The organism is Streptomyces corchorusii (genome assembly GCF_001514055.1).
In the GTDB taxonomy this organism is placed as follows: Bacteria; Actinomycetota; Actinomycetes; order Streptomycetales; family Streptomycetaceae; genus Streptomyces; species Streptomyces olivaceoviridis.
Genome location: NZ_KQ948354.1, coordinates 507,768 through 528,618, shown reverse-complemented (window position 1 = coordinate 528,618; position 20,851 = coordinate 507,768). Strand labels below are relative to the sequence as shown.

The window sequence follows — 20,851 nt, the reverse complement described above, 5'->3', positions numbered from 1 at the left end:
GGGAACAACAACAACAATAATAATAACAACAACGGCGGTGGCGGGAACAACAACAATAACAACAACAACGGCTGAACTTGAGGGTTCGGCGGCCGGGTGTCCGAAATTCCCTGGCCGCCGGACTGTCGCGTTCACGCCTCGTGGAGCTCCGCCTGCCCGCGACTCTCAGGGTGATGACAATGCGGAAAGCAGCCTTGCGCAGAGGCATCCTTGCAGTAGCGGTGGCGACCTGCTGTACCGCCCTCGGTGCATGGGATGCCGCGACAAGTGAAGCAGGTGGCTCACCCGCTGATTCGACGACTCGGTGTTATGCGACGCGGGGCGACCCGAACGATGTCGTGTGCTACCGGAATTCCTGGAAGGCGGAGTTCAGGCACGGCGAAATGGTCTACGTACCTTTTCTCGTTCAGGTGCCCAAGCCTCCTCATCCGCCGCCCGTGATTCTCGTGGACAGCCTGAATGAGATTCACCCCAGCGGTACCGTGTCCCCCTAGGTGTCACAGCCGCCGCCCCCCCAGACCTCGTCGCAGCCGCGGTCCAACTCGTGGGAATGCGAGGGGGCGTGCGCCGGGGCTGCCGTCGAAGCGGTTTCCGCCGCGCCTGACACGGCGGCGCCGGCCAGGAGAAGGATGAGCGTGAACACCGTGAAGAGGTGTTTGGTGCGCTGTGCAGCCGTACGGGTCGAACTGAGCCACCACATAAACCCATTGTCGGACACTGTTCGGGCTGAATCCAGTTGAACCGCGGCAGGGAAGGCCGAGGCAATGAGGGGGCGAGTTCAGCGTCCGCCGAATGCCTCGTCCGTGGGCACGACCTCCTGTCCCAACGGCATGAGCGAGATGGGAATGAGCTTGAGGTTCGCCCAGCCGAAGGGAATCCCGATGATCGACAGGAACAGGGGGATGCTCGTGATCAGGTGGGCCAGTGCGAGCCACCAGCCCGCGAAGACGACCCAGATGACGTTGCCGACGCATGACGGCGCCCCGGCGCCGGGCCGCTGCACGGTGGTCCGACCGAACGGCCAGAGGACGAACCCGGCGATGCGCAGCGACGCGATGCCGAACGGGATGGTGACGATCAGGACGAAGCAGATCAGGGCGGCGACCAGGTAACCGAGCGCCATCCAGAGCCCGCAGAAGACGAGCCACAAGATGTTGAGCAGCAGGTTGAACACCTTCATGACCGGTACCTCTCCAGGCAGCTCGATCGGCATGCCTGCTACCGCCAGTATCAGCGGATCACGCGCTCAGGAGGAAGCGGAGCGCTCTCGCGCGGAGCGGTGCGCGCTCCTGTCGATCCTCGGGCGCAGGCGGGGCCGCGCTTGACGGCGCACTGAGCCGAGGGCCCGAGGTTCGCCCCTTCCTGCGTACGTCACCCCGCGTAACGCCCCGCCCACCACCGCCGTACGCCGTAGGCCGCCCCGCCCACCGCGAGGACACCCGCGCCCGCGGCCACCGAGGCCGGGGGCAGCGCGAACGCCAGCGTGGCGCAGCCCAGCAGGCCCACCGCGGGCACCATCCGCGAGCGCGGGGCCGTGCTCAGCGTCCAGGCGGAGGCGTTGGCGACGGCGTAGTAGGCCAGCACACCGAAGGACGAGAAGCCGATCGCGCCGCGGACGTCCACCGTCGCGGCCAGTACGGCGACCACCGCGCCCACGGCCAGTTCCGCCCGGTGCGGCACGCGGAAGCGTGGGTGCACGGCTGCCAGGGCGCCCGGCAGGTGCCCGTCCCGGGCCATGGCGAGCGTCGTACGCGAGACCCCGAGGATCAGCGCGAGCAGCGAGCCCAGCGCGGCCACCGCGGCTCCGGTCCGCACCACGGGCACGAGCCCCGGCACCCCGGCCGCCCGCACCGCGTCGGCCAGCGGCGCCGCCGACTGCCCGAGCCGGTTCGCGCCGAGGACGGCGAGCACGGCGACGGCCACGCACGCGTACACCGCCAGCGCGATCCCCAGGGCCAGCGGGATCGCCCGCGGGATCGTGCGCGCCGGATCGCGCACCTCCTCCCCGAGGGTGGCGATCCGCGCGTACCCGGCGAACGCGAAGAACAGCAGCCCGGCCGCCTGGAGCACCCCGTCGGCACCCGCCGACAGCCCGATGTCCAGCCGCCCCGCGTCGGCCTGCCCGGAGACCAGGCACACCACGACCACGGCCGCGAGAACGGCCAGGACGACGGCGACGATCGCCCGCGTCAGCCAGGCGGACTTCTGGATGCCGCCGTAGTTGACGGCGGTCAGGGCCACCACCGCCGCGACCGCCACCGCGTGCGCCTGCCCCGGCCACACGTACGCGCCCACGGTGAGCGCCATGGCCGCGCAGGAGGCCGTCTTGCCGACCACGAAGGCCCAGCCGGCCAGGTATCCCCAGAAACGGCCGAGCCGCTCCCTGCCGTACACGTACGTCCCGCCGGAGGCCGGGTAACGGGCGGCGAGCCGGGCCGAGGACATGGCGTTGCAGTAGGCCACCACGGCGGCGAGGGCGAGGCCGGGCAGCAGCCCGGACCCGGCCGCCCGCGCGGCCGGCCCGAGGGCCGAGAAGACGCCGGCGCCGATCATCGAGCCGAGGCCGACAACCACGGCGTCCCGCACGCCCAGGGTCCGGCGCAGCCCGGCGTCGGTACGTGTCATGCGCCGCACCCTACTGATCGCGGCAACCGGCGGGTGGACCTGTGACGTCCTCTTCATCGACACGGCACGAACACGCGCGCGACGCGCAGCGGGCCCGGGAGCGAACTCTCACGGAACCGACAGTGCGGACACAGCGCGGAAGGGCAGGTTCACGGCATGAGCATCATCGGTTGGATCATCCTGGGACTGCTGGCCGGAGCCATCGCCAAAGTCCTCCTGCCGGGACGCGACCCCGGCGGCTTCATCGGTACGACCCTCATCGGCATCGCGGGCGCGTTCATCGGGGGCTGGATATCGGCCCGCTGGCTGGACCACCCCATCAGCAAGCACTTCTACGACGGCGCCACCTGGGCCGCGGCCGTCGGCGGCTCCCTGGTACTGCTGATCGTCTACCGGATCCTGTTCGGCAACTCACGCGACTGAGCGCGCGGCGCGGCAGGCACGGGAGACGCGGCAACGCGAGGGTGGGCACCTCACCGCACGGTTGCGCACCGCACGGTTCCGCACCGCACGGTTGCGCACCGCGGGGCGCGGGATGCCCACCCTTCTCTCTCGTACCTCTTACCGGCCTGCCTCTTACCGGTAGTTCACGAACTGGAGCGCGAAGTCGAAGTCCTTGCCTTTCAAGAGGGCGATGACGGTCTGGAGGTCGTCGCGGCTCTTGGAGCTGACGCGCAGTTCGTCGCCCTGGACCTGGGCCTTCACGCCCTTGGGGCCCTCATCGCGGATGATCTTCGCCACCTTCTTCGCGTTCTCCTGGGAGATGCCCTCCTGGATCGACGCGAAGATCTTGTACTCCTTGCCGGAGAGCTGCGGCTCGCCCGCTTCCAGCGCCTTCAGCGAGATGCCGCGCTTGATGAGCTTCGACTGGAAGACGTCGAGGACGGCCGTCACCCGGTCCTCGGAGTTCGCCTCCATGAGGATCTTGTCACCGGACCAGGAGATCGAGGCCCCCACGCCCTTGAAGTCGTAGCGCTGCGAGATCTCCTTGGCGGCCTGGTTGAGGGCGTTGTCGACCTCCTGCCGCTCGACCTTCGAGACGATGTCGAAACTGGAGTCGGCCATGTCCTGTGGCTCCTTGTATCGGGGTGCGTATCGGGTGCGTGCCGGCGTGCGCGGCGGCGACCGCCGGGCCCGGTGGAGTACCGGGCCGCATCCGCACCAGCCTAGCCACCCCGCGCCCCGCCAGGTGGAGATCAATCGGGTGGCGAAGCACCCCCGGGCATCGGGTATTGTTTACGTCGTTGCCGGGGGAACACCGCCGAAAGCGGGTTCGAAGCGGCAGCACTACCCGGCGGTGTGCCCGAGCGGCCAAAGGGAGCAGACTGTAAATCTGCCGGCTCAGCCTTCCCAGGTTCGAATCCTGGCGCCGCCACACGGGAGCGAGGCCCCGTGATCTGCGAGAGCAGGTCACGGGGCCTTCGTCGTTGTCTCCGGCCGCCGTCGGCGGGACCGGGGTACCGCTGTCGCGCTGCACCCCCGCACCTCATTAGAATCGAACGTGTGAACGAGGACCGTCCGCTGACGCGTCTCGACATGCTGCGCTTCGCCCGCCGCGTCGTCGAACACCAGGCCGCCAGGCAGCTCGCGCTGATGGACCGGTGGATCGCCGACGAGGAACGCCGGGAGGCCGAACGGCAACGCCGCCTCGGCGCCCGCAAGGCCGCCGCGGAGTGGGCCGTCGAGCGCGGTCTCAGCGGCCGGAGCGCGGTGTACGTCCACGTCGGCGGCTGTACGGGCGCCGGCGGCGGGCGGGCGAAAGGCGTCGGCCGGGAACAGGCGGTACGGGCCCTCACCGAAGAAGGAGTCCCCGCGTGCCCGCTGTGCCGGCCGGACACCGCGCTGGGGATTCTCGAATGACCGGCCCGGGTGCGGGCCCGGCCGGTCCGGATGATGCTGGAGCCATGGCCGGGAAACGTCCCATCATCGTGCACCTGCCGTCACCGACCGGCGGTCGCCGGGTACGGGTGGACGGCGAGATCCTCGGCCTCGCGCACAACGTGCGGGACCTGGTGGAGTTCCTCCGCCGGGCGGGGCTGGAGATCGAACCGGAGGAGGTGGCCGACTCACCGCTGATCGACTGGCGCGGAGTGGGCCCCGACCGGTGGGAGGCGGAGACCCGGACCTGATCACGCCGCCGCCGTCGGCCGGGAGAGGTGCGCCGACCGCCCGCTCGGGCACACTGGCGGCATGTCCTCCCGACGCAGAACCTGTCCCGTGTGCCACCGCGACATCGCCGTCGTCGCGGGCCGCTTCGCACGGCACGACCCGCCCGGGGCGCGGGAGAACGGGGAACTCGTCTCCTGCGCCGGGTCGCGACAGCCGGCGCAACTCGGGGCGGTGCAACCGTCCTTGGACGGCTACGCCGTGCCCGAATTCCCCGGGCAACTGCCGCTGTTCTGAGCCCTGACGGGCCGACAGAGGGACGGGTCTAAGTCTCCTACGGCTCGTCAGTAGGCGGGCGGTGACGGTCTGGAAGGGGCGAGGCGGGCCTGACCGGTCAACGGCCGGCCGCCCGGCTCAGTTCCCGGCGACCGACTTCACCGCCACCGACACCGGCGTCGAACCGCTGATCAGCTCCAGCGTGAGACCGGCCGTCGCCGGCGTGTCCACCAGTTCCGCGAGGATGGTCGCCACGTCGTCCCGGGGGATCGAGCCGCGCCCCGTGTGCGCCTCCAGCCGGACCAGGCCGGTGCCCGCCTCGTCCGTCAGCGCGCCCGGGCGCAGGATCGTCCAGTCCAGCGCCTCCTGCCGGGTGACGTAGGCGTCGGCCTCGCCCTTGGCACGCAGGTACACGTCGAAGACGTCGTCCCCCTGGTGCGCGGGATCCGCGCCCATCGAGGACACCACCACGAAGCGGCGCACGCGCGCGCGTACGGCCGCGTCCGCGAACAGCACCGCCGCGCCCCTGTCCACCGTGTCCTTGCGGGCCGCGCCGCTGCCCGGGCCCGCGCCGGCCGCGAACACCGCCGCGTCCGCGCCCTGGAGGTGCGCCGCGACCTCCTCCACCGAGGCGGACTCAAGGTCGAGCAGGACCGGTTCGGCACCGGCCGCGCGCAGATCGTCGCCCTGCTCGGCTCTGCGGATGATGCCCGCCACCTCGTCCCCGCGCGCGGAGAGCACACGCTCCAGCCGCAGCGCGATCTGACCATGACCACCAGCGATGACAATGCGCATGCAACCGACCGTACGCCCGGAGAGCCGCATCCGCCGCACGAGTTGACCGCCGCGTCCGGAGCACCCCGAAGGCGCGTACGCGCACGCGCCCGCTCACTCCCGGACGCGCAAGAGCGCCGCTCGGGGCGTACGCGCGGACGGGTGCCGGTGTGCGAAGGGGCCGTTCGCGCGGTGGGCACCGCTCCCCGACGCCCGCCCGGCACGCAGCGAACGATCCCGCGCGCGGAGCGAGCCCGCCGCCAACGGGAACGATCACGTACCGACCGGGCACCCCCGTTCCACGGCCCGCATGCCCCCGGGCACCCCGTTCCGCGGCCCGCACACGCCCCCTGCGCGCCCCAGGCACACCCGCCGACGCCGCGTCACGGCCCCGCACACCCGCGCCACCATGAAGTGCCCCGCCGCCTCCACGAGGTCTCACCGCCCCAGCCGGCTCCCGCACCGCCCCACGCCAACCCCACCCCCACCGCCACCGGCCCCCGGCGCTGCCTCGCCGCTCACGACAGCTCCCCCCGCCCCTGTCGCGGCAGGTCCAGTTCCGCTGTCGCCGCCGAGTTGCAGTACTCGCGGACCGCGCTCGTGCGGGCCACCACTCGGCCGCGGTGGACGACGATCCGGCTGTAGGCCAGGGACAGCGCACCGGGGAGGTGGTCACCGCGTACGGCCAGCAGTTCGGCCGGGAAGCCCGCTTCCACGCGGACCTCCGGCAGGCCCAGCACCGCGCGTGCCGAGGCGCACACGGCGTCGTAGGCGTCCTCGGGGCGCAGACCGTGGGCGGAGGCGAGGAGGTAGGCGGCCTCCAGCGGGTCGCCTCGGCCGACGGGGTTCGACACGTCGCGCAGGGCACCGCTGCCGGCCGCCACCCGCACCCCGGCGGCACGCAGCAGCCGTACCGGCGCCGTGCCCCGCCGGTCGGCGCCGCCGCAGCCGCCCTGGGGCAGGCACACGACCGTCACTCCGGCCGCCGCGAGCTGGTCGGCGACGCGGGAGGCGGCCTCGGCGGGCAGGCGCGCGAGACCGGCGCACGGTCCGATCGACACGCCGGGGCGCAGGCCCCCCGCCATGGCCGCGAGCCGGGAGAGCCGGGCCGGGTCGGTGGCGTCCGTGTGCAGGTCCACCGGGCAGCCCTGTTCGGAGGCCACCTCCAGGACCGTCTCCACGTAGCCGGTGGGATCGGGGTCCAGGTCCGGGCAGCCGCCCACCACACAGGCGCCCATCTTCACCGCGTCCCGCAGCATCGCGAGCCCGTCGGCCCCGGCCACCCCGGTCAGCAGCCGCGGCATCGCCACCGCCGTCAGCTCCGCCAGCCCACGCAGCGACCGGCGCGCCTGCAAGACCGCGCCCAGCGCGCCGAGCCCCTGGACGTCGCCCACGCGCACGTGCGCGCGCACCGCCGTCGCGCCGTGCCCGAGCTGGAGCAGGGCCGCCTCCGTGGCCCGGCGCTGGACGTCCTCGGGGGCGTACGACGCGGGGCCGGGGCGTTCGGCCGACAGGGCGGTGTCGCCGTGGGCGTGCGGTTCGGCCGGTGCCGGCAGGAGCAGGTAGCCGCTCAGGTCCACGCGCGTGGCGCTCGTCCGGGCCGGACCCGGCGTGAGACTGCCGGTGGTGCCCACGGCCTCGATGCGCCCGCCGCCCAGCCGTACGTCCACCGTTCGGCCGTCGGTGAGGCGCGCCCCGCAGAGCAGGAGCGCGGCCTGGTCGGACGGTCCGGAGGACCCCGACGAGTTCGACGGCGGTTGCGGCTGCGGCTGGCTGTCGGGCATCGCGCTCCAGGGTGGGGCCGGGGGGCGGGCGGGCCGGCGTGGGGAATCGGGGGGCCGTCCACCGCCCCAAGATCACGCAGAGTGAGTCGAGCCTAGGGCGACGAGCCGCGCGAGCCGCGCAGGAGCGCAATAGTCGTACCGGCGTGGCCCGCCCCACGGGGCACACGCGTCGCCCACACGCCCGCACGCGCGTGTGGCGGCGGCGATCGCGTCGCGCCCACCGGGCGCCTACCGGGGCTCAGGGGACTGCCGAGCGGGCTGGGGGGAGGGTTGCGGGGGCGGCGGGATACGGATTTGGGTGAACGGCGGCGGACCGTGTAATGTCTTCATCGCTCGCCCCAATAGCTCAGTCGGCAGAGCGTCTCCATGGTAAGGAGAAGGTCTACGGTTCGATTCCGTATTGGGGCTCTGGTGTGAGAGGTTCCCGTCGCGAGGCGGGACCCGATCGCATCAAAGCGGTGTAGCTCAGTCGGTAGAGCAAGCGGCTCATAATCGCTGTGTCACCGGTTCAAGTCCGGTCACCGCTACTGACAGTAGCCGATTGCGGGGTCGGTCCTTCGATCGGCTACTCTTTCTTGCGTTGAATCAGTCCACCCGTTCGTCTTAGGAGCACTCACGTGGCTGCCACCGACGTCCGCCCGAAGATCACGCTGGCCTGCGTGGAGTGCAAGGAGCGGAACTACATCACCAAGAAGAACCGGCGTAACAACCCGGACCGTCTTGAGATGAAGAAGCACTGCCCGCGTTGCAACGCGCACACCGCGCACCGCGAGACGCGATAAACAGGCTCGTCCGTGAGGCCGTCCCCTTCCGAGGGGGCGGCCTCACGGCGTTTCACCGGCTCGGCACCCAGCCCGCCGCACCCGCCCGCCGCGCCGCCCCCGTGCGCGTCCCGCGACCGGTTTCCCGCTAATTTGGGGCCAGCCACAGCAGACATCAGGAGGTGCCGGGCCATGGCGCTCGACCAGTCCTTCGTGGGACGGACCTACCCGCCCACCGCGCCCTATGAGGTGGGCCGGGAGAAGATCCGCGAGTTCGCCGAGGCGGTGGGCGAGACCAACCCGGTGTACACGGACCCCGAGGCCGCCAAGGCATTCGGCTACTCCGATGTGATCGCCCCGCCGACCTTCGTGTTCTCCATCACGTTCCGCGCCGCCGGCCAGGTCGTCGAGGACCCGCAGCTGGGGCTCGACTACAGCCGCGTGGTGCACGGCGACCAGAAGTTCGCCTACGCCCGCCCGGTGCGCGCCGGCGACCGGCTCACGGTCACCTCCACGATCGAGGCGATCAAGTCCCTCGCGGGCAACGACGTCCTGGACATCCGCGGTGAGGTGCACGACGAGGCCGGCGAGCACGTCGTGACCGCCTGGACCAAGCTCGTGGCCCGCGCGGCCGAGGAGGCGTGAGAACCCGATGACGGCGAAGATCGCCTACGACGAGATCGAGGTCGGCACCGTGCTGCCGGCGCAGACCTTCCCCGTGACCCGCGCCACGCTCGTGCGCTACGCGGGCGCCTCCGGGGACTTCAACCCGATCCACTGGAACGAGAAGTTCGCCAAGGAGGTGGGCCTGCCGGACGTCATCGCGCACGGCATGTTCACCATGGCCGAGGCGATCCGCGTGGTCACCGACTGGGTCGGCGACCCGGGTGCGGTCGTGGAGTACGGCGTCCGCTTCACCAAGCCCGTCGTCGTCCCCAACGACGACCAGGGCGCCCTGATCGAGGTCAGCGGCAAGGTCGGGGCCAAGCTGGACGACAACACCGTCCGGGTGGACCTGACGGCGATGAGCGCCGGCCAGAAGGTGCTGGGCATGTCCCGGGCGGTCGTACGGCTCGCCTGACGGCCCGAAGCGGTGTGTGTAAGGGGCGTCCTCCCATGCGGGGCGCCCCTTACGTATGTGCGGGACGCCCTTACGTAGACGCATGTGGGGCCGCCCTTACGCATGCCGTTCCCGGCGCACAGACCCCGCCTTGACGAAGTTAGTGATTGAGTACTAACTTTCTCGGCATGCCCAGGATGAGCGCAGAGGAGCGACGCGAGAGCGTCATCCGCGCGGCGACCGCCGAGTTCGCGCGCGGCGGGTACCACGGCACCTCCACGGAGGCCATCGCCAAGCGGGTCGGTGTCTCGCAGCCGTACCTCTTCCGGCTCTTCCCGGGCAAGAAGGCGATCTTCCTGGCGGCGGCCGAACGCTGCGTGGAGGACACCATCCGGACCTTCGAGGAGGCCTCGGAGGGGCTGCGGGGCGAGGAGGCCCTGCACGCCATGGCGAACGCGTACACCAAGGTCATCGCGGAGCGGCCCGAGTGGCTGATGATGCAGATGCAGATGTACATCGCCGTGGCCGCCGCGGAGCAGGAGGGCGACCGGGAGTTCGGCGAGAGCGTACGGGCCGGCTGGATGCGGCTGTGGGACACCGTGCGGCTGGCGCTCGGCGCGGACGTCGACGAGACGACCTCCTTCCTGGCCCACGGCATGCTCATCAACTGCCTGGTGGCCATGGGATTCCCGCCCGAGCACCGGGTATGGGAGGGGCTCTATCCGTCGGCCCGGGTCACGGGCCGCCTGGAGGTGTAGGGGCCCGGCCCTGTCGCCTGGCAGGCACTGGCATGTCCAAGAAAGTTAGTCATCAATAACTAACTAAGACCCCTGGGGGAGCGATGGCACAGCAGACAGCACCACCCGACACCACCCCGTCGCGCGCGAGCGCGGTATGGGCCCTCGTCATCACGAGCGTCGCAGGATTCATGGCGTCCCTGGACAACCTCGTCGTCACCACCGCCCTGCCCTCCATCCGCGAGGACCTCGGCGGGGCGCTGGACGACCTGGAGTGGACCGTGAGCGCGTACACGCTCACCTTCGCCGTCCTGCTGATGTTCGGCGCCGCGCTCGGCGACCGCTTCGGACGCCGGCGGATGTTCATCGCCGGACTCGCCGTCTTCACCGGCGCATCCGCCGCCGCGGCCATGGCACCCGGCATCGACTCCCTGATCGCCGCCCGCGCGGTCCAGGGCGTCGGCGCGGCCGTGATGCTGCCGCTCACGCTGACCCTGCTCACGGCGGCCGTGCCCGCGGCCAGGCGCGGGACGGTGTACGGCATCTGGGGCGCCGTGAACGGACTCGCCGTCGCCTCCGGGCCGCTGATCGGCGGCAGCCTCACCGAACACGTCTCCTGGCACTGGATCTTCTGGCTGAACGTCCCTCTGGGCCTCGCCGCGCTGCCGCTCGCCCGGCTGCGCCTCGCCGAGTCCCACGGCACCGGCACCCGCCTCGACCTTCCCGGCACGCTCCTCGCCAGCGGCGGGCTCTTCGGAATCGTGTACGGCCTGGTCCGCGGGCCCGCCGACGGCTGGACCGACTCCGTGGTGCTGACCGCGCTCGGCGCGGGCGGGGCGCTGCTCGCGGGCTTCGTCGGCTACAGCTCCCGCGCGGCGCACCCGATGCTGCCCATGCGGCTGTTCCGTTCCCGGGCCTTCTCCGGGATCAACGCCGCCAGCCTGCTGATGTTCGTCGGCATGTTCGGATCGATCTTCCTGCTCAGCCAGTACATGCAGGGCGTCCTCGGCTACTCGCCCACCGAGGCGGGGCTGAGGATGCTGCCGTGGACCGGCATGCCGATGCTCGTCGCGCCCGTCGCCGGGCTCCTCTCCGACCGGATCGGCGGCCGGCCGGTCGTCGCCGCGGGCCTGTTCCTCCAGGCCGCCGGGCTCGGCTACATGTCCTGGGTGGTCACCACGGACGCCTCCTACGCCGTCCAGCTGCCCGGTCTCATCGTCAGCGGCGTCGGCATGGCCCTGTACTTCGCGCCGGCCGCCAGCCTGGTCATGGCCAGCGTCCGCCCGCAGGAGCAGGGGATCGCCTCCGGCGCGAACAATGCGCTGCGCGAGGTGGGCGGCGCGCTCGGCATCGCGGTGATGTCGTCGATCTTCTCCGCGCGGGGCGGTTACGAGTCCGCGCAGAGCTTCGTGGACGGTCTGCGGCCGGCCCTGGTCACCGGCTCCGCGGTGGTCGTCCTCGCCGCGGTCGCGGCCCTGGTGATCCCCGGCCGCGGGGGCGCCGTCCTCGCGGCCGGGGAGGCGTCCGCGCCGGTCCTCGAAACCGCCTCCCGCTGACCCGCCACCCCCCGCGCAAGGAGCCCGCGATGCCCACGCTCTCCTGGACCGTGCCGAACTCCCCGCCGGCCGGCGCCGAGGCGCACGTCTTCGCCTCGCGCTTCGAGACCCGCACCCTGTGGGGCGCACTGCGCTTCCTGGCCCGCACACCGGCCGTCCGGCGGCAGGCCGGCCGCGCGCCCGGCGCCTACGGGGCCACCCTCAGGGCGCAGCCCCTGCGGCGGACCTTCTGGACCCTGTCCGTCTGGGAGTCGGCCGCCGCGCTCAAGGAGTTCGCCCGCTCCGGAGCCCACCGGCCGACGTCCCGGGCCCTGGCGGACCAGATGCGGGACGTCCGGTTCGCCACGTGGCAGGCCTGCGCCGGTGAACTCCCGGTGAGCTGGGAGGAAGCGACGCGGAGACTGACGTAGCCGCCGGAACGGCACCGCACGCGCGCGTGGACCCACACCCCGCAGGGAGGTCCACGCGCGCGTGCGTGCTTTTCGTGCGTGCTTTCGGGCACGGCGACGCGTGTGCACACGGCGGCGGAGCGGGGGAGGGACCGGTACGCGCGCGTGCCGCGTTCCCCGCCCTCCTGCCGGCGCGGCCCCCGTCGACCCGTCTCGTAGTCTTGGGCCCGTGCAGGTACTCCACGACGCCCCCCTTGCCCCGCTGACCACCTTCCGGCTGGGTGGTCCCGCGACGCGGCTGGTGACCGCCGCCACCGACGCCGAGGTGATCGCCGCCGTCCGCGAGGCCGACGACAGCGGTACCCCGCTGCTGGTCATCGGCGGCGGATCGAACCTGGTCATCGGTGACAAGGGCTTCGACGGCACCGCCCTGCGCATCGCCACGCGCGGGGTCGAGCTGCGCGGCACCACCCTGGAGCTCGCGGCCGGCGAGGTGTGGACCGACGCCGTCGCCCGCAGCGTGGAGGCCGGGCTCGCCGGGATCGAGTGCCTGGCCGGCATCCCCGGATCCGCGGGCGCCACCCCGATCCAGAACGTGGGCGCCTACGGCCAGGAGGTCTCCTCGACGATCACCGAGGTGATCGCCTACGACCGCCGGGCCGGCGAGATTGTCACGCTGACGAACGAGGAGTGCGCCTTCTCGTACCGTCACAGCCGCTTCAAGGGCGACCCCGAGCGCTACGTCGTGCTCCGGGTCCGCTTCGAGCTGGAGGACGCGGGCGGGCTGTCCGCGCCGGTCAAGTACGCCGAGGCGGCCCGAGCCCTCGGTGTGGAGCCCGGGGACCGGGTGCCGCTGGCCGACGCCCGGGAGGCCGTGCTGAAGCTGCGCGCCGGCAAGGGCATGGTCCTCGACCCCGAGGACCACGACACCTGGTCGGCCGGCTCCTTCTTCACCAACCCGATCCTCACCGACGAGCAGTTCGCCGCGTTCCACGCGCGCGTGCGCGAACGGCTGGGCGAGGACGCCGAGCCGCCCGCCTACCCGGCGGGGGAGGGCCGTACGAAGACCTCCGCGGCCTGGCTGATCGACAAGGCGGGCTTCACCAAGGGCTACGGCAGCGGCCCCGCCCGCATCTCCACCAAGCACACCCTCGCGCTCACCAACCGGGGCGGCGCCACCACGGAGGACCTGCTCGCCCTGGCCCGCGAGGTGGTCGCCGGCGTCCGCGAGGCGTTCGGGGTCACCCTGGTCAACGAGCCGGTGACCATCGGCGTCAGCCTCTAGGAGCGGTTCCGGGAGGCGCTGGGGGCGGCTACAGGAGCCTTCGGGGAGCGCGGGCTCAGTAAGCCACCCCGACCCCCTGCTTCAGGGTCTCCCTCGCGTCGATCATCGACAGCATCGCGTGCGCGACGTCCGCGCGCGCGATGAAGCGGCCCCGGGGCGGGAAGCCGCCGACGACGGTGCGGTAGCGGCCGGTGAGCGGCTTGTCCTGGAGCCGGGGCGGCCGTACGGACGTCCAGTCGGTGCCGCTGCGGGCCAGCTCGGCCTCCATCTCGCGCAGGTCGGCGTAGACGTCCCTGAGGACCGCCGACACCAGGTGCCGCACCCCTCGGTCCAAGGGGCCGTCCTGCGCCGGGGCGGGGCCGACCGGCGCGGCGCTCACCACCAGCAGCCGGCGTACACCCTCCGCCTCCATGGCGGCCAGGACCGTACGGGTCAGCCGGGCGGCCACCCCGGCGTCCTTGCGGCTGCGCGCGCCCAGGCCCGACAGGACGGCGTCCCGGCCCCGTACGGCGGACCGCAGCTCCTCGGGATCGGTCAGGCCGCTGCGGACGACCTCCAGACGGTCGCCGCTGACGGCGAGCCGGGCCGGGTCCCGTACGACCGCGGTGACCTCGTGACCGGCGTTCAGGGCCTGGCCGACCAGCTCCCGGCCGATCCCTCCCGTGGCGCCGAAGACAGTGAGCTTCATGGTGACGTCCGACTCCCCTCGTCCGCGGACGTGGTGGGTGAGTGCTCACTCACCCTATGCCGCCTCTAGGGTGGGTAAACACTCACCCGCCCGTCAAGCCCCGATCGGAGCCCCATGGAGACGAAGCCCGCGCGTGTCCGCATCCTCGACGCGGCCCACGAGCTCATGCTCACGGTGGGACTCGCCCGCGCCACCACCAAGGAGATCGCCCGCGCGGCCGGCTGCTCCGAAGCGGCCCTCTACAAGTACTTCGACAGCAAGGAGGAGCTGTTCGTACGGGTCCTCACCGAGCGCCTGCCCCGGCTCACCCCGCTGCTCAGCGGTCTCGCCGCCGCACCGGGCCAGGGCACGCTCGCGGGGAACCTCACCGAGATCGCCCGCCAGGCCGCCCTCTTCTACGAGCAGAGCTTCCCGATCGCCGCCTCCCTGTACGCCGAGACCCAGCTCAAACGCCGCCACGACGAGGCGCTGCGCGCGATCGGCTCCGGCCCGCACCTGCCCATCGAGGGACTGGACGCCTACCTCCGCGCCGAACAGGCCGCCGGCCGGGTCCGCGCCGACGCCGACACCTACGCCGCCGCCTCACTCCTCCTCGGCGCCTGCGCCCAGCGCGCGTTCGCCTACGACGCCACCGAGACCCGCGAACGCCCGCCCGTCGACGAGTTCGCCGCCCGCCTGGCGGCGACCCTGGTGGGCGGAATCTCCGTTGCGGACACGCCGGACGACCCACGACCCTGACGCCATGAGGCACCGCACATGAGGCATCCCCGTGCGCGCCTTCGCCACCCGCTCCCGCACACCGTCGTCCACGTGCCGCTGCGCGACGGTGTCCCGCCCGACGAGGGCGTCGGCGAGCCGGTCGACCTCGTCCTCGTCCACGAACGCCTCGGCCTGCGCCCCAGCCAGTGGCCCGACCTGCGCGGGATGCCGCCGCCCGGAGCGGGCGCCGGGACCGGGCGGACTTCCGGGGCGACCTGCGGCACGCCACGCACGCGCGTACCTTCTTCCTCTTCAGCCACCGGCAGGTGTCTTCCTCTTCAGTCACCGGCAGGTGTCCGCCGAGACGGCCACCCGCTTCGCGGACGCGGAGGGCCGGAGGCCGTACCGGAACCGTGCCGGCGAAGGGCACGGCGTACTGCTTCAAGCCCTGTCCGCCGTGCGCCCACTTCAGGCCGCCGGGCGCGCCAGCCAGTCGTCCACGCCGGCCAGCAGCCGCTTCTTGACGTCCTCCGGGGCGGCCGAACCGCGCACCGACTGCCGGGCCAGCTCCGCGACTTCGGCGTCCGTGAAGCCGTGGGCGTGGCGGGCGATCTCGTACTGGGCGGCCAGCCGGGAGCCGAACAGCAGCGGGTCGTCGGCGCCCAGCGCCATCGGGACGCCCGCCTCGAAGAGCGTGCGCAACGGCACGTCTTCCGGCTTCTCGTACACGCCGAGCGCCACGTTCGACGCCGGGCACACCTCACAGGTCACGCCCCGGTCGGCCAGCCGCTTCAGCAGCCGTGGGTCCTCCGCCGCCCGCACCCCGTGCCCGATCCGCGTGGCGTCCAGGTCGTCCAGGCAGTCCCGGACCGACGCCGGGCCGGTCAGCTCGCCGCCGTGCGGGGCCGACAGCAGACCGCCCTCCCGCGCGATGTGGAAGGCCCGGTCGAAGTCCCGCGCCATGCCCCGCCGCTCGTCGTTGGAGAGCCCGAAGCCGACCACGCCCCGGTCCGCGTAGCGCACCGCCAGCCGGGCCAGCGTGCGCGCGTCCAGCGGGTGCTTCATCCGGTTCGCGGCCACCAGCACCCGCATGCCGAGCCCGGTCTCCCGCGAGGTCGTGTCCACCGCGTCCAGGATGATCTCCAGGGCCGGGATCAGACCGCCCAGCCGGGGCGCGTACGACGTCGGGTCCACCTGGATCTCCAGCCAGCCCGAGCCGTCCGCCAGATCCTCCTCGGCGGCCTCCCGGACCAGGCGCTGGATGTCCTCCGGCTCGCGCACACAGGAGCGCGCGGCGTCGTACAGCCGCTGGAAACGGAACCAGCCCCGCTCGTCCGTGGCCCGCAGTCGGGGCGGTTCCCCGCTGGTCAGCGCCTCCGTCAGCGCGTCGGGCAGCCGGACGCCGTACTTGTCGGCCAGTTCCAGGACGGTGCCCGGTCGCATCGAGCCGGTGAAGTGCAGGTGCAGATGGGCTTTCGGCAGCTCAGAGAGATCACGTACACGCTCCATTCCCAGATCCTGCCGTATGTCCCCGCTGTCCCGGTAGCCGTTTCCCCTTACGTGCTCTTGCTCGCACAAACGAACAGGGGCACCTCCGGGAATCCAGAAGTACCCCTGTCCAGGAATGGACGACTCAGTCCCTGGCCTCCGCCAGCAGCTTCTGGATGCGGCTCACGCCCTCGACGAGGTCCTCGTCACCGAGCGCGTACGACAGCCGCAGATAGCCCGGCGTGCCGAAGGCCTCGCCCGGGACGACCGCGACCTCGGCCTCCTCCAGGATCAGCGCGGCCAGCTCGACGGTGTCCTGCGGGCGCTTGCCGCGGATCTCCTTGCCGAGCAGCGCCTTGACCGACGGGTAGGCGTAGAAGGCGCCCTCCGGCTCCGGGCAGAGCACGCCGTCGATCTCGTTGAGCATCCGCACGATGGTCTTGCGGCGCCGGTCGAAGGCCTCGCGCATCGTCGCCACGGCGTCGAGGTCACCGGAGACGGCGGCCAGCGCGGCCACCTGGGCGACGTTGGAGACGTTCGAGGTGGCGTGCGACTGGAGGTTCGTCGCGGCCTTGACCACGTCCTTCGGGCCGATGACCCAGCCCACGCGCCAGCCGGTCATGGCGTACGTCTTCGCCACACCGTTGACCACGATGCACTTGTCGCGCAGCTCGGGGAAGAGCCCCGCCAGGGACACGGCGGCGGCCTCGCCGTAGACCAGGTGCTCGTAGATCTCGTCGGTGAGCACCCACAGGCCGTGCTCGACGGCCCAGCGGCCGATCGCCTCGGTCTCGGTCTCGGAGTACACCGCGCCGGTCGGGTTGGACGGGGAGACGAAGAGGACCACCTTCGTCTTCTCCGTGCGCGCCGCCTCCAGCTGCTCCACCGTGACGCGGTAGCCGGTGGTCTCGTCGGCGACGACCTCGACCGGGACACCGCCGGCCAGGCGGATCGACTCCGGGTAGGTCGTCCAGTACGGCGCGGGGACGATGACCTCGTCGCCCGGGTCGAGGATCGCGGCGAACGCCTCGTAGATGGCCTGCTTGCCACCGTTGGTGACCAGGATCTGCGAGACGTCGGGCTCCCAGCCGGAGTCGCGCAGCGTCTTCGCCGCGATGGCGGCCTTCAGCTCGGGGAGGCCGCCGGCCGGGGTGTAGCGGTGGTACTTGGGGTTCTTGCAGGCCTCGACGGCCGCCTCGACGATGTAGTCCGGGGTCGGGAAGTCGGGCTCACCGGCGCCGAAGCCGATCACCGGACGCCCGGCGGCCTTCAGGGCCTTGGCCTTGGCGTCCACGGCGAGGGTGGCGGACTCGGAGATCGCGCCGACTCGGGCGGAGACCCGGCGCTCGGTGGGAGGGGTTGCAGCGCTCATGCGGCCCATCGTTCCAGACCGGAAATGACCCTGGCACACGGGTTTCACAGACTGAACAGGAAGGGTCGAGGCGTGAACACGGGTCCGAATCCGGGCCCCGGCCAGGACGATCTCTGGTCACGCGGCCCCGGACTGGCACTTTCTGTTCGACGCCGGGGCCCGGACCACGTACACTCTCACCTCGTTGGCCTTCAGCAGCCGCCGCCGAGCCGGTGCACACCGGGCACCCGGTCGGATGCGGTACGTTGGGGGACACACAAAGGGTCGTAGCTCAATTGGTAGAGCACCGGTCTCCAAAACCGGCGGTTGGGGGTTCAAGTCCCTCCGGCCCTGCTACACACACCGCCAGGATGTGTGCGCATGTACGTACAGCAATGCACCGCCGTGCGGCTCAGAAACCGGGCGCGGCACGGCCACGACCCGGGATCAGGTGAGGACAATGACGGACGCCGTGGGCTCCATCGACACGCCTGATGCCCAGGACGAGGTGTCCGAGTCCAAGAAGAGGGCTCGCAAGGGCGGCAAGCGCGCCAAGAAGGGCCCGCTCAAGCGCCTGGCCACCTTCTACCGGCAGATCATCGCGGAGCTCCGCAAGGTCGTCTGGCCCTCGCGCAACCAGCTCACCTCGTACACCACCGTGGTGATCTTCTTCGTCGCCATCATGATCGCCCTGGTGACCGTGATTGACTATGGGCTCAACCACGCGGCCAAGTACGTCTTCGGCTGAGCCAAGAGCGAAGGGCGCCGTGGTACCGGCGCCCGTTTTCGCATGTTCCACCCCTATGTATCCAGGAAGAAGCAGCCATCGTGTCTGACCCGAACCTGAACGACGACGCCACCGAGCCCCGAGGGCTGGCTGCCGAGACGGTGGACGACGAGCTCGACATCGTCGAGGGCGCGGACGAGCAGGACGAGTTCGAGGCTGCCGAGGCCGAGGCGGGTGAGCCGGCCGAGGAGGCCGCCCTGCACGCCGAGGACGAGGACGAAGAGGCCGACGAGGCCGACGAGGAGGCCGCCGTCGCGGAGGCCGCCGAGGAAGAGCCCGCCGCTCCGGTGGACCCGGTCGAGGCCCTGCGCGAGGAACTGCGCACCCTGCCCGGCGAGTGGTACGTCATCCACACCTACGCCGGCTACGAGAACCGCGTGAAGACCAACCTGGAGCAGCGCGCCGTCTCGCTGAACGTCGAGGACTACATCTTCCAGGCCGAGGTGCCGCAGGAAGAGGTCGTCCAGATCAAGAACGGCGACCGCAAGACGATCAAGCAGAACAAGCTGCCGGGTTACGTCCTGGTCCGCATGGACCTGACGAACGAGTCCTGGGGCGTCGTCCGCAACACCCCGGGCGTCACCGGCTTCGTCGGCAACGCCTACGACCCGTACCCCCTGACCCTGGACGAGATCGTCAAGATGCTCGCCCCGGAGGCCGAGGAGAAGGCCGCTCGCGAGGCCGCCGAGGCCGAGGGCAAGCCCGCCCCGCAGCGCAAGGTCGAGGTCCAGGTGCTGGACTTCGAGGTCGGCGACTCGGTCACCGTCACCGACGGCCCGTTCGCCACGCTCCAGGCGACCATCAACGAGATCAACCCCGACTCGAAGAAGGTCAAGGGCCTGGTGGAGATCTTCGGCCGCGAGACGCCGGTCGAGCTCTCCTTCGACCAGATCCAGAAGAACTAGTTCATTTCTGGACGTACCGCTTCCGTGCAGGTCAGGCGGGCTGGTTCAGCCCTCCTGACCTGCACGGTTTTTGGCCGCGCATCTATACCCGTTATCGTTGTGCGGTATGCCTGCATCCGGGTGGTCCCCGGAGGCGGGCAGGACCCGAACCGAAAGGACCCGGAGAGCTATGCCTCCCAAGAAGAAGAAGGTCACGGGGCTCATCAAGCTCCAGATCCAGGCCGGCGCCGCCAACCCGGCTCCGCCGGTCGGCCCGGCGCTGGGTCAGCACGGCGTCAACATCATGGAGTTCTGCAAGGCCTACAACGCCGCGACCGAGTCGCAGCGCGGTTGGGTCATCCCGGTGGAGATCACGGTCTACGAGGACCGCTCCTTCACCTTCATCACCAAGACGCCGCCGGCCGCGAAGATGATCCTCAAGGCCGCGGGCATCGAGAAGGGCTCCGGCGAGCCGCACAAGACCAAGGTCGCCAAGATCACCGAGGCGCAGGTCCGCGAGATCGCCCAGACCAAGATGGCCGACCTGAACGCGAACGACCTGGACGCCGCCGCGAAGATCATCGCCGGTACCGCGCGTTCCATGGGCGTCACGGTCGAGGGCTGACCCCAACCCCCCAGCAGTCATGCGGCCGTAGCCGGTCGCACGTGGCAGGGCCTGCTCGGCCCAGGGACCACGACTCCTTCAGAACACACAGGAGCAAGTTGTGAGCAAGCGCAGCAAGGCTCTCCGCGCTGCGGACGCCAAGGTCGACCGGGAGAAGCTGTACGCCCCGCTCGAAGCCGTCCGTCTGGCCAAGGAGACCTCCACGACCAAGTTCGACGCGACCGTCGAGGTGGCCTTCCGTCTGGGTGTCGACCCGCGCAAGGCCGACCAGATGGTCCGTGGCACCGTGAACCTTCCGCACGGCACCGGCAAGACCGCCCGGGTCCTGGTCTTCGCGACCGGTGACCGTGCTGCGGCCGCGGAGGCCGCGGGCGCCGACATCGTCGGCTCCGACGAACTGATCGACGAGGTGGCGAAGGGCCGTCTGGACTTCGACGCCGTCGTCGCCACCCCGGACCTCATGGGCAAGGTCGGCCGCCTCGGCCGCGTCCTCGGCCCGCGTGGTCTGATGCCGAACCCGAAGACCGGCACCGTCACCCCCGACGTCGCCAAGGCCGTCACCGACATCAAGGGCGGCAAGATCGAGTTCCGCGTCGACAAGCACTCGAACCTGCACTTCATCATCGGCAAGGCGTCCTTCGACGACTCCAAGCTGGTGGAGAACTACGGCGCCGCGCTGGAGGAGATCCTCCGTCTGAAGCCGTCCGCCGCCAAGGGTCGCTACATCAAGAAGGCCGCGGTCAGCACCACCATGGGCCCCGGCATCCCGGTCGACCCGAACCGCACCCGCAACCTCCTCGTCGAGGAGGACCCGGCCGCCGTCTGAGCCCGTAGCTCAGCCCGGTAGCCGCGTCAGGTACGCGTAAAGAAAAGGGCGGGCCCTGGAACCTCGGAGGTTCCGGGCCCGTCCTTTCTTTGTGCGACTTTTCGCACGACTGTCAGTGGCCTGGCATACCGTGCAGGCACAGGACAACGC

24 protein-coding genes and 4 tRNA genes are annotated in these 20,851 nt (G+C 71.3%); 20 read left to right on the top strand and 8 right to left on the bottom strand.

The features are described from left to right. Window positions 1–778: 778 nt before the first annotated feature. Window positions 779–1,180, bottom strand: coding sequence for a YccF domain-containing protein (locus AQJ11_RS12400; protein ID WP_014674329.1), 402 nt, complete (start codon window positions 1,178–1,180; stop codon window positions 779–781). Between the two features lie 191 nt (window positions 1,181–1,371). Then, the gene (locus tag AQJ11_RS12395) at window positions 1,372–2,625 is read right to left on the bottom strand and encodes an APC family permease (RefSeq protein ID WP_059263019.1); all 1,254 of its coding nucleotides are present in this window, start codon (window positions 2,623–2,625) and stop codon (window positions 1,372–1,374) included. Window positions 2,626–2,781: 156 nt separating this feature from the next. On the opposite strand from AQJ11_RS12395, the gene AQJ11_RS12390 reads away from it, so the two are divergent. Beyond that, on the top strand, window positions 2,782–3,048 hold the full coding sequence (locus AQJ11_RS12390) for a GlsB/YeaQ/YmgE family stress response membrane protein (protein WP_014674331.1): 267 nt from the start codon (window positions 2,782–2,784) through the stop codon (window positions 3,046–3,048). 153 nt (window positions 3,049–3,201) lie between these two features. On the opposite strand, the gene AQJ11_RS12385 is transcribed toward AQJ11_RS12390, so the two are convergent. After that, window positions 3,202–3,690: a YajQ family cyclic di-GMP-binding protein gene (locus AQJ11_RS12385; RefSeq protein WP_014674332.1), complete on the bottom strand. Its 489-nt coding sequence runs from the start codon at window positions 3,688–3,690 to the stop codon at window positions 3,202–3,204. Between the two features lie 228 nt (window positions 3,691–3,918). Between AQJ11_RS12385 and AQJ11_RS12380 the strand changes: the two genes are divergently transcribed. From AQJ11_RS12380 to AQJ11_RS12365, 4 genes are all read left to right on the top strand, one after another. Then, window positions 3,919–4,000: transfer RNA gene (locus AQJ11_RS12380), tRNA-Tyr, on the top strand. A 128-nt stretch (window positions 4,001–4,128) separates the two neighbouring features. After that, the gene (locus tag AQJ11_RS12375; RefSeq protein WP_014674333.1) at window positions 4,129–4,485 is read left to right on the top strand and encodes a DUF6233 domain-containing protein; all 357 of its coding nucleotides are present in this window, start codon (window positions 4,129–4,131) and stop codon (window positions 4,483–4,485) included. 44 nt (window positions 4,486–4,529) lie between these two features. Next, on the top strand, window positions 4,530–4,754 hold the full coding sequence (locus AQJ11_RS12370; protein WP_030641125.1) for a hypothetical protein: 225 nt from the start codon (window positions 4,530–4,532) through the stop codon (window positions 4,752–4,754). A 61-nt stretch (window positions 4,755–4,815) separates the two neighbouring features. Continuing rightward, on the top strand, window positions 4,816–5,028 hold the full coding sequence (locus AQJ11_RS12365; RefSeq protein ID WP_041665432.1) for a hypothetical protein: 213 nt from the start codon (window positions 4,816–4,818) through the stop codon (window positions 5,026–5,028). Between the two features lie 117 nt (window positions 5,029–5,145). Here the strand turns inward: AQJ11_RS12365 and AQJ11_RS12360 are convergent, their stop codons facing one another. After that, entirely contained in the window at window positions 5,146–5,802 is a 657-nt protein-coding gene (locus tag AQJ11_RS12360; protein ID WP_059263018.1) for an NAD(P)H-binding protein, read from the bottom strand. A gap of 497 nt (window positions 5,803–6,299) precedes the next feature. After that, window positions 6,300–7,565 carry an amidohydrolase family protein gene (locus AQJ11_RS12355; protein ID WP_059263017.1) on the bottom strand — a complete coding sequence of 422 codons (1,266 nt, stop codon included), beginning with the start codon at window positions 7,563–7,565 and terminating at the stop codon, window positions 6,300–6,302. A 335-nt stretch (window positions 7,566–7,900) separates the two neighbouring features. On the opposite strand from AQJ11_RS12355, the gene AQJ11_RS12350 reads away from it, so the two are divergent. The 9 genes from AQJ11_RS12350 (at window position 7,901) to AQJ11_RS12310 (ending at window position 13,353) form a co-directional block, all read left to right on the top strand. Then, a tRNA-Thr gene (locus AQJ11_RS12350) sits at window positions 7,901–7,973 on the top strand. A 46-nt stretch (window positions 7,974–8,019) separates the two neighbouring features. Next, window positions 8,020–8,092 (top strand) — tRNA-Met (locus tag AQJ11_RS12345). Between the two features lie 90 nt (window positions 8,093–8,182). Further along, entirely contained in the window at window positions 8,183–8,347 is a 165-nt protein-coding gene (rpmG, locus tag AQJ11_RS12340; RefSeq protein WP_003948671.1) for a 50S ribosomal protein L33, read from the top strand. A 171-nt stretch (window positions 8,348–8,518) separates the two neighbouring features. Continuing rightward, window positions 8,519–8,971, top strand: a complete 453-nt coding sequence (locus AQJ11_RS12335) for a MaoC family dehydratase N-terminal domain-containing protein (RefSeq protein WP_059263016.1) — start codon at window positions 8,519–8,521, stop codon at window positions 8,969–8,971. Between the two features lie 7 nt (window positions 8,972–8,978). After that, window positions 8,979–9,407 carry a MaoC family dehydratase gene (locus AQJ11_RS12330; protein WP_014674339.1) on the top strand — a complete coding sequence of 143 codons (429 nt, stop codon included), beginning with the start codon at window positions 8,979–8,981 and terminating at the stop codon, window positions 9,405–9,407. A 167-nt stretch (window positions 9,408–9,574) separates the two neighbouring features. After that, the gene (locus AQJ11_RS12325) at window positions 9,575–10,144 is read left to right on the top strand and encodes a TetR/AcrR family transcriptional regulator (RefSeq protein ID WP_175252239.1); all 570 of its coding nucleotides are present in this window, start codon (window positions 9,575–9,577) and stop codon (window positions 10,142–10,144) included. A gap of 83 nt (window positions 10,145–10,227) precedes the next feature. After that, window positions 10,228–11,679 (top strand): MFS transporter, encoded by a 1,452-nt coding sequence (locus AQJ11_RS12320; protein ID WP_078611800.1) that lies wholly within the window; start codon window positions 10,228–10,230, stop codon window positions 11,677–11,679. A 29-nt stretch (window positions 11,680–11,708) separates the two neighbouring features. Continuing rightward, window positions 11,709–12,089, top strand: coding sequence for a DUF3291 domain-containing protein (locus AQJ11_RS12315; RefSeq protein WP_059263015.1), 381 nt, complete (start codon window positions 11,709–11,711; stop codon window positions 12,087–12,089). A 208-nt stretch (window positions 12,090–12,297) separates the two neighbouring features. Next, window positions 12,298–13,353: a UDP-N-acetylmuramate dehydrogenase gene (locus AQJ11_RS12310; RefSeq protein WP_059263014.1), complete on the top strand. Its 1,056-nt coding sequence runs from the start codon at window positions 12,298–12,300 to the stop codon at window positions 13,351–13,353. A 55-nt stretch (window positions 13,354–13,408) separates the two neighbouring features. On the opposite strand, the gene AQJ11_RS12305 is transcribed toward AQJ11_RS12310, so the two are convergent. After that, window positions 13,409–14,041, bottom strand: a complete 633-nt coding sequence (locus AQJ11_RS12305) for an NAD(P)-dependent oxidoreductase (RefSeq protein ID WP_059263013.1) — start codon at window positions 14,039–14,041, stop codon at window positions 13,409–13,411. A gap of 114 nt (window positions 14,042–14,155) precedes the next feature. Here AQJ11_RS12305 and AQJ11_RS12300 point away from each other — a divergent pair, with 114 nt between their 5' ends. After that, window positions 14,156–14,779 carry a TetR/AcrR family transcriptional regulator gene (locus tag AQJ11_RS12300; protein ID WP_014674345.1) on the top strand — a complete coding sequence of 208 codons (624 nt, stop codon included), beginning with the start codon at window positions 14,156–14,158 and terminating at the stop codon, window positions 14,777–14,779. A gap of 429 nt (window positions 14,780–15,208) precedes the next feature. Here AQJ11_RS12300 and AQJ11_RS12295 read toward each other — a convergent pair whose 3' ends face one another. Continuing rightward, on the bottom strand, window positions 15,209–16,249 hold the full coding sequence (locus AQJ11_RS12295; protein ID WP_014674347.1) for an adenosine deaminase: 1,041 nt from the start codon (window positions 16,247–16,249) through the stop codon (window positions 15,209–15,211). A 124-nt stretch (window positions 16,250–16,373) separates the two neighbouring features. Continuing rightward, a complete protein-coding gene (locus AQJ11_RS12290) occupies window positions 16,374–17,600 on the bottom strand; it encodes a pyridoxal phosphate-dependent aminotransferase (protein ID WP_014674348.1) in 1,227 nt (408 codons plus the stop codon). A 260-nt stretch (window positions 17,601–17,860) separates the two neighbouring features. Here AQJ11_RS12290 and AQJ11_RS12285 point away from each other — a divergent pair. The 5 genes from AQJ11_RS12285 to rplA all read left to right on the top strand — a co-directional run bounded on the left by AQJ11_RS12285 (window position 17,861) and on the right by rplA (window position 20,701). Then, a tRNA-Trp gene (locus AQJ11_RS12285) sits at window positions 17,861–17,933 on the top strand. 106 nt (window positions 17,934–18,039) lie between these two features. After that, the gene (secE, locus tag AQJ11_RS12280; protein WP_014674349.1) at window positions 18,040–18,327 is read left to right on the top strand and encodes a preprotein translocase subunit SecE; all 288 of its coding nucleotides are present in this window, start codon (window positions 18,040–18,042) and stop codon (window positions 18,325–18,327) included. A gap of 80 nt (window positions 18,328–18,407) precedes the next feature. Then, window positions 18,408–19,271: a transcription termination/antitermination protein NusG gene (nusG, locus tag AQJ11_RS12275; protein ID WP_014674350.1), complete on the top strand. Its 864-nt coding sequence runs from the start codon at window positions 18,408–18,410 to the stop codon at window positions 19,269–19,271. Window positions 19,272–19,440: 169 nt separating this feature from the next. Continuing rightward, window positions 19,441–19,875 carry a 50S ribosomal protein L11 gene (gene rplK, locus AQJ11_RS12270; RefSeq protein WP_014674351.1) on the top strand — a complete coding sequence of 145 codons (435 nt, stop codon included), beginning with the start codon at window positions 19,441–19,443 and terminating at the stop codon, window positions 19,873–19,875. A gap of 100 nt (window positions 19,876–19,975) precedes the next feature. After that, window positions 19,976–20,701 (top strand): 50S ribosomal protein L1, encoded by a 726-nt coding sequence (rplA, locus tag AQJ11_RS12265; RefSeq protein WP_014674352.1) that lies wholly within the window; start codon window positions 19,976–19,978, stop codon window positions 20,699–20,701. Window positions 20,702–20,851 lie beyond the last annotated feature (150 nt).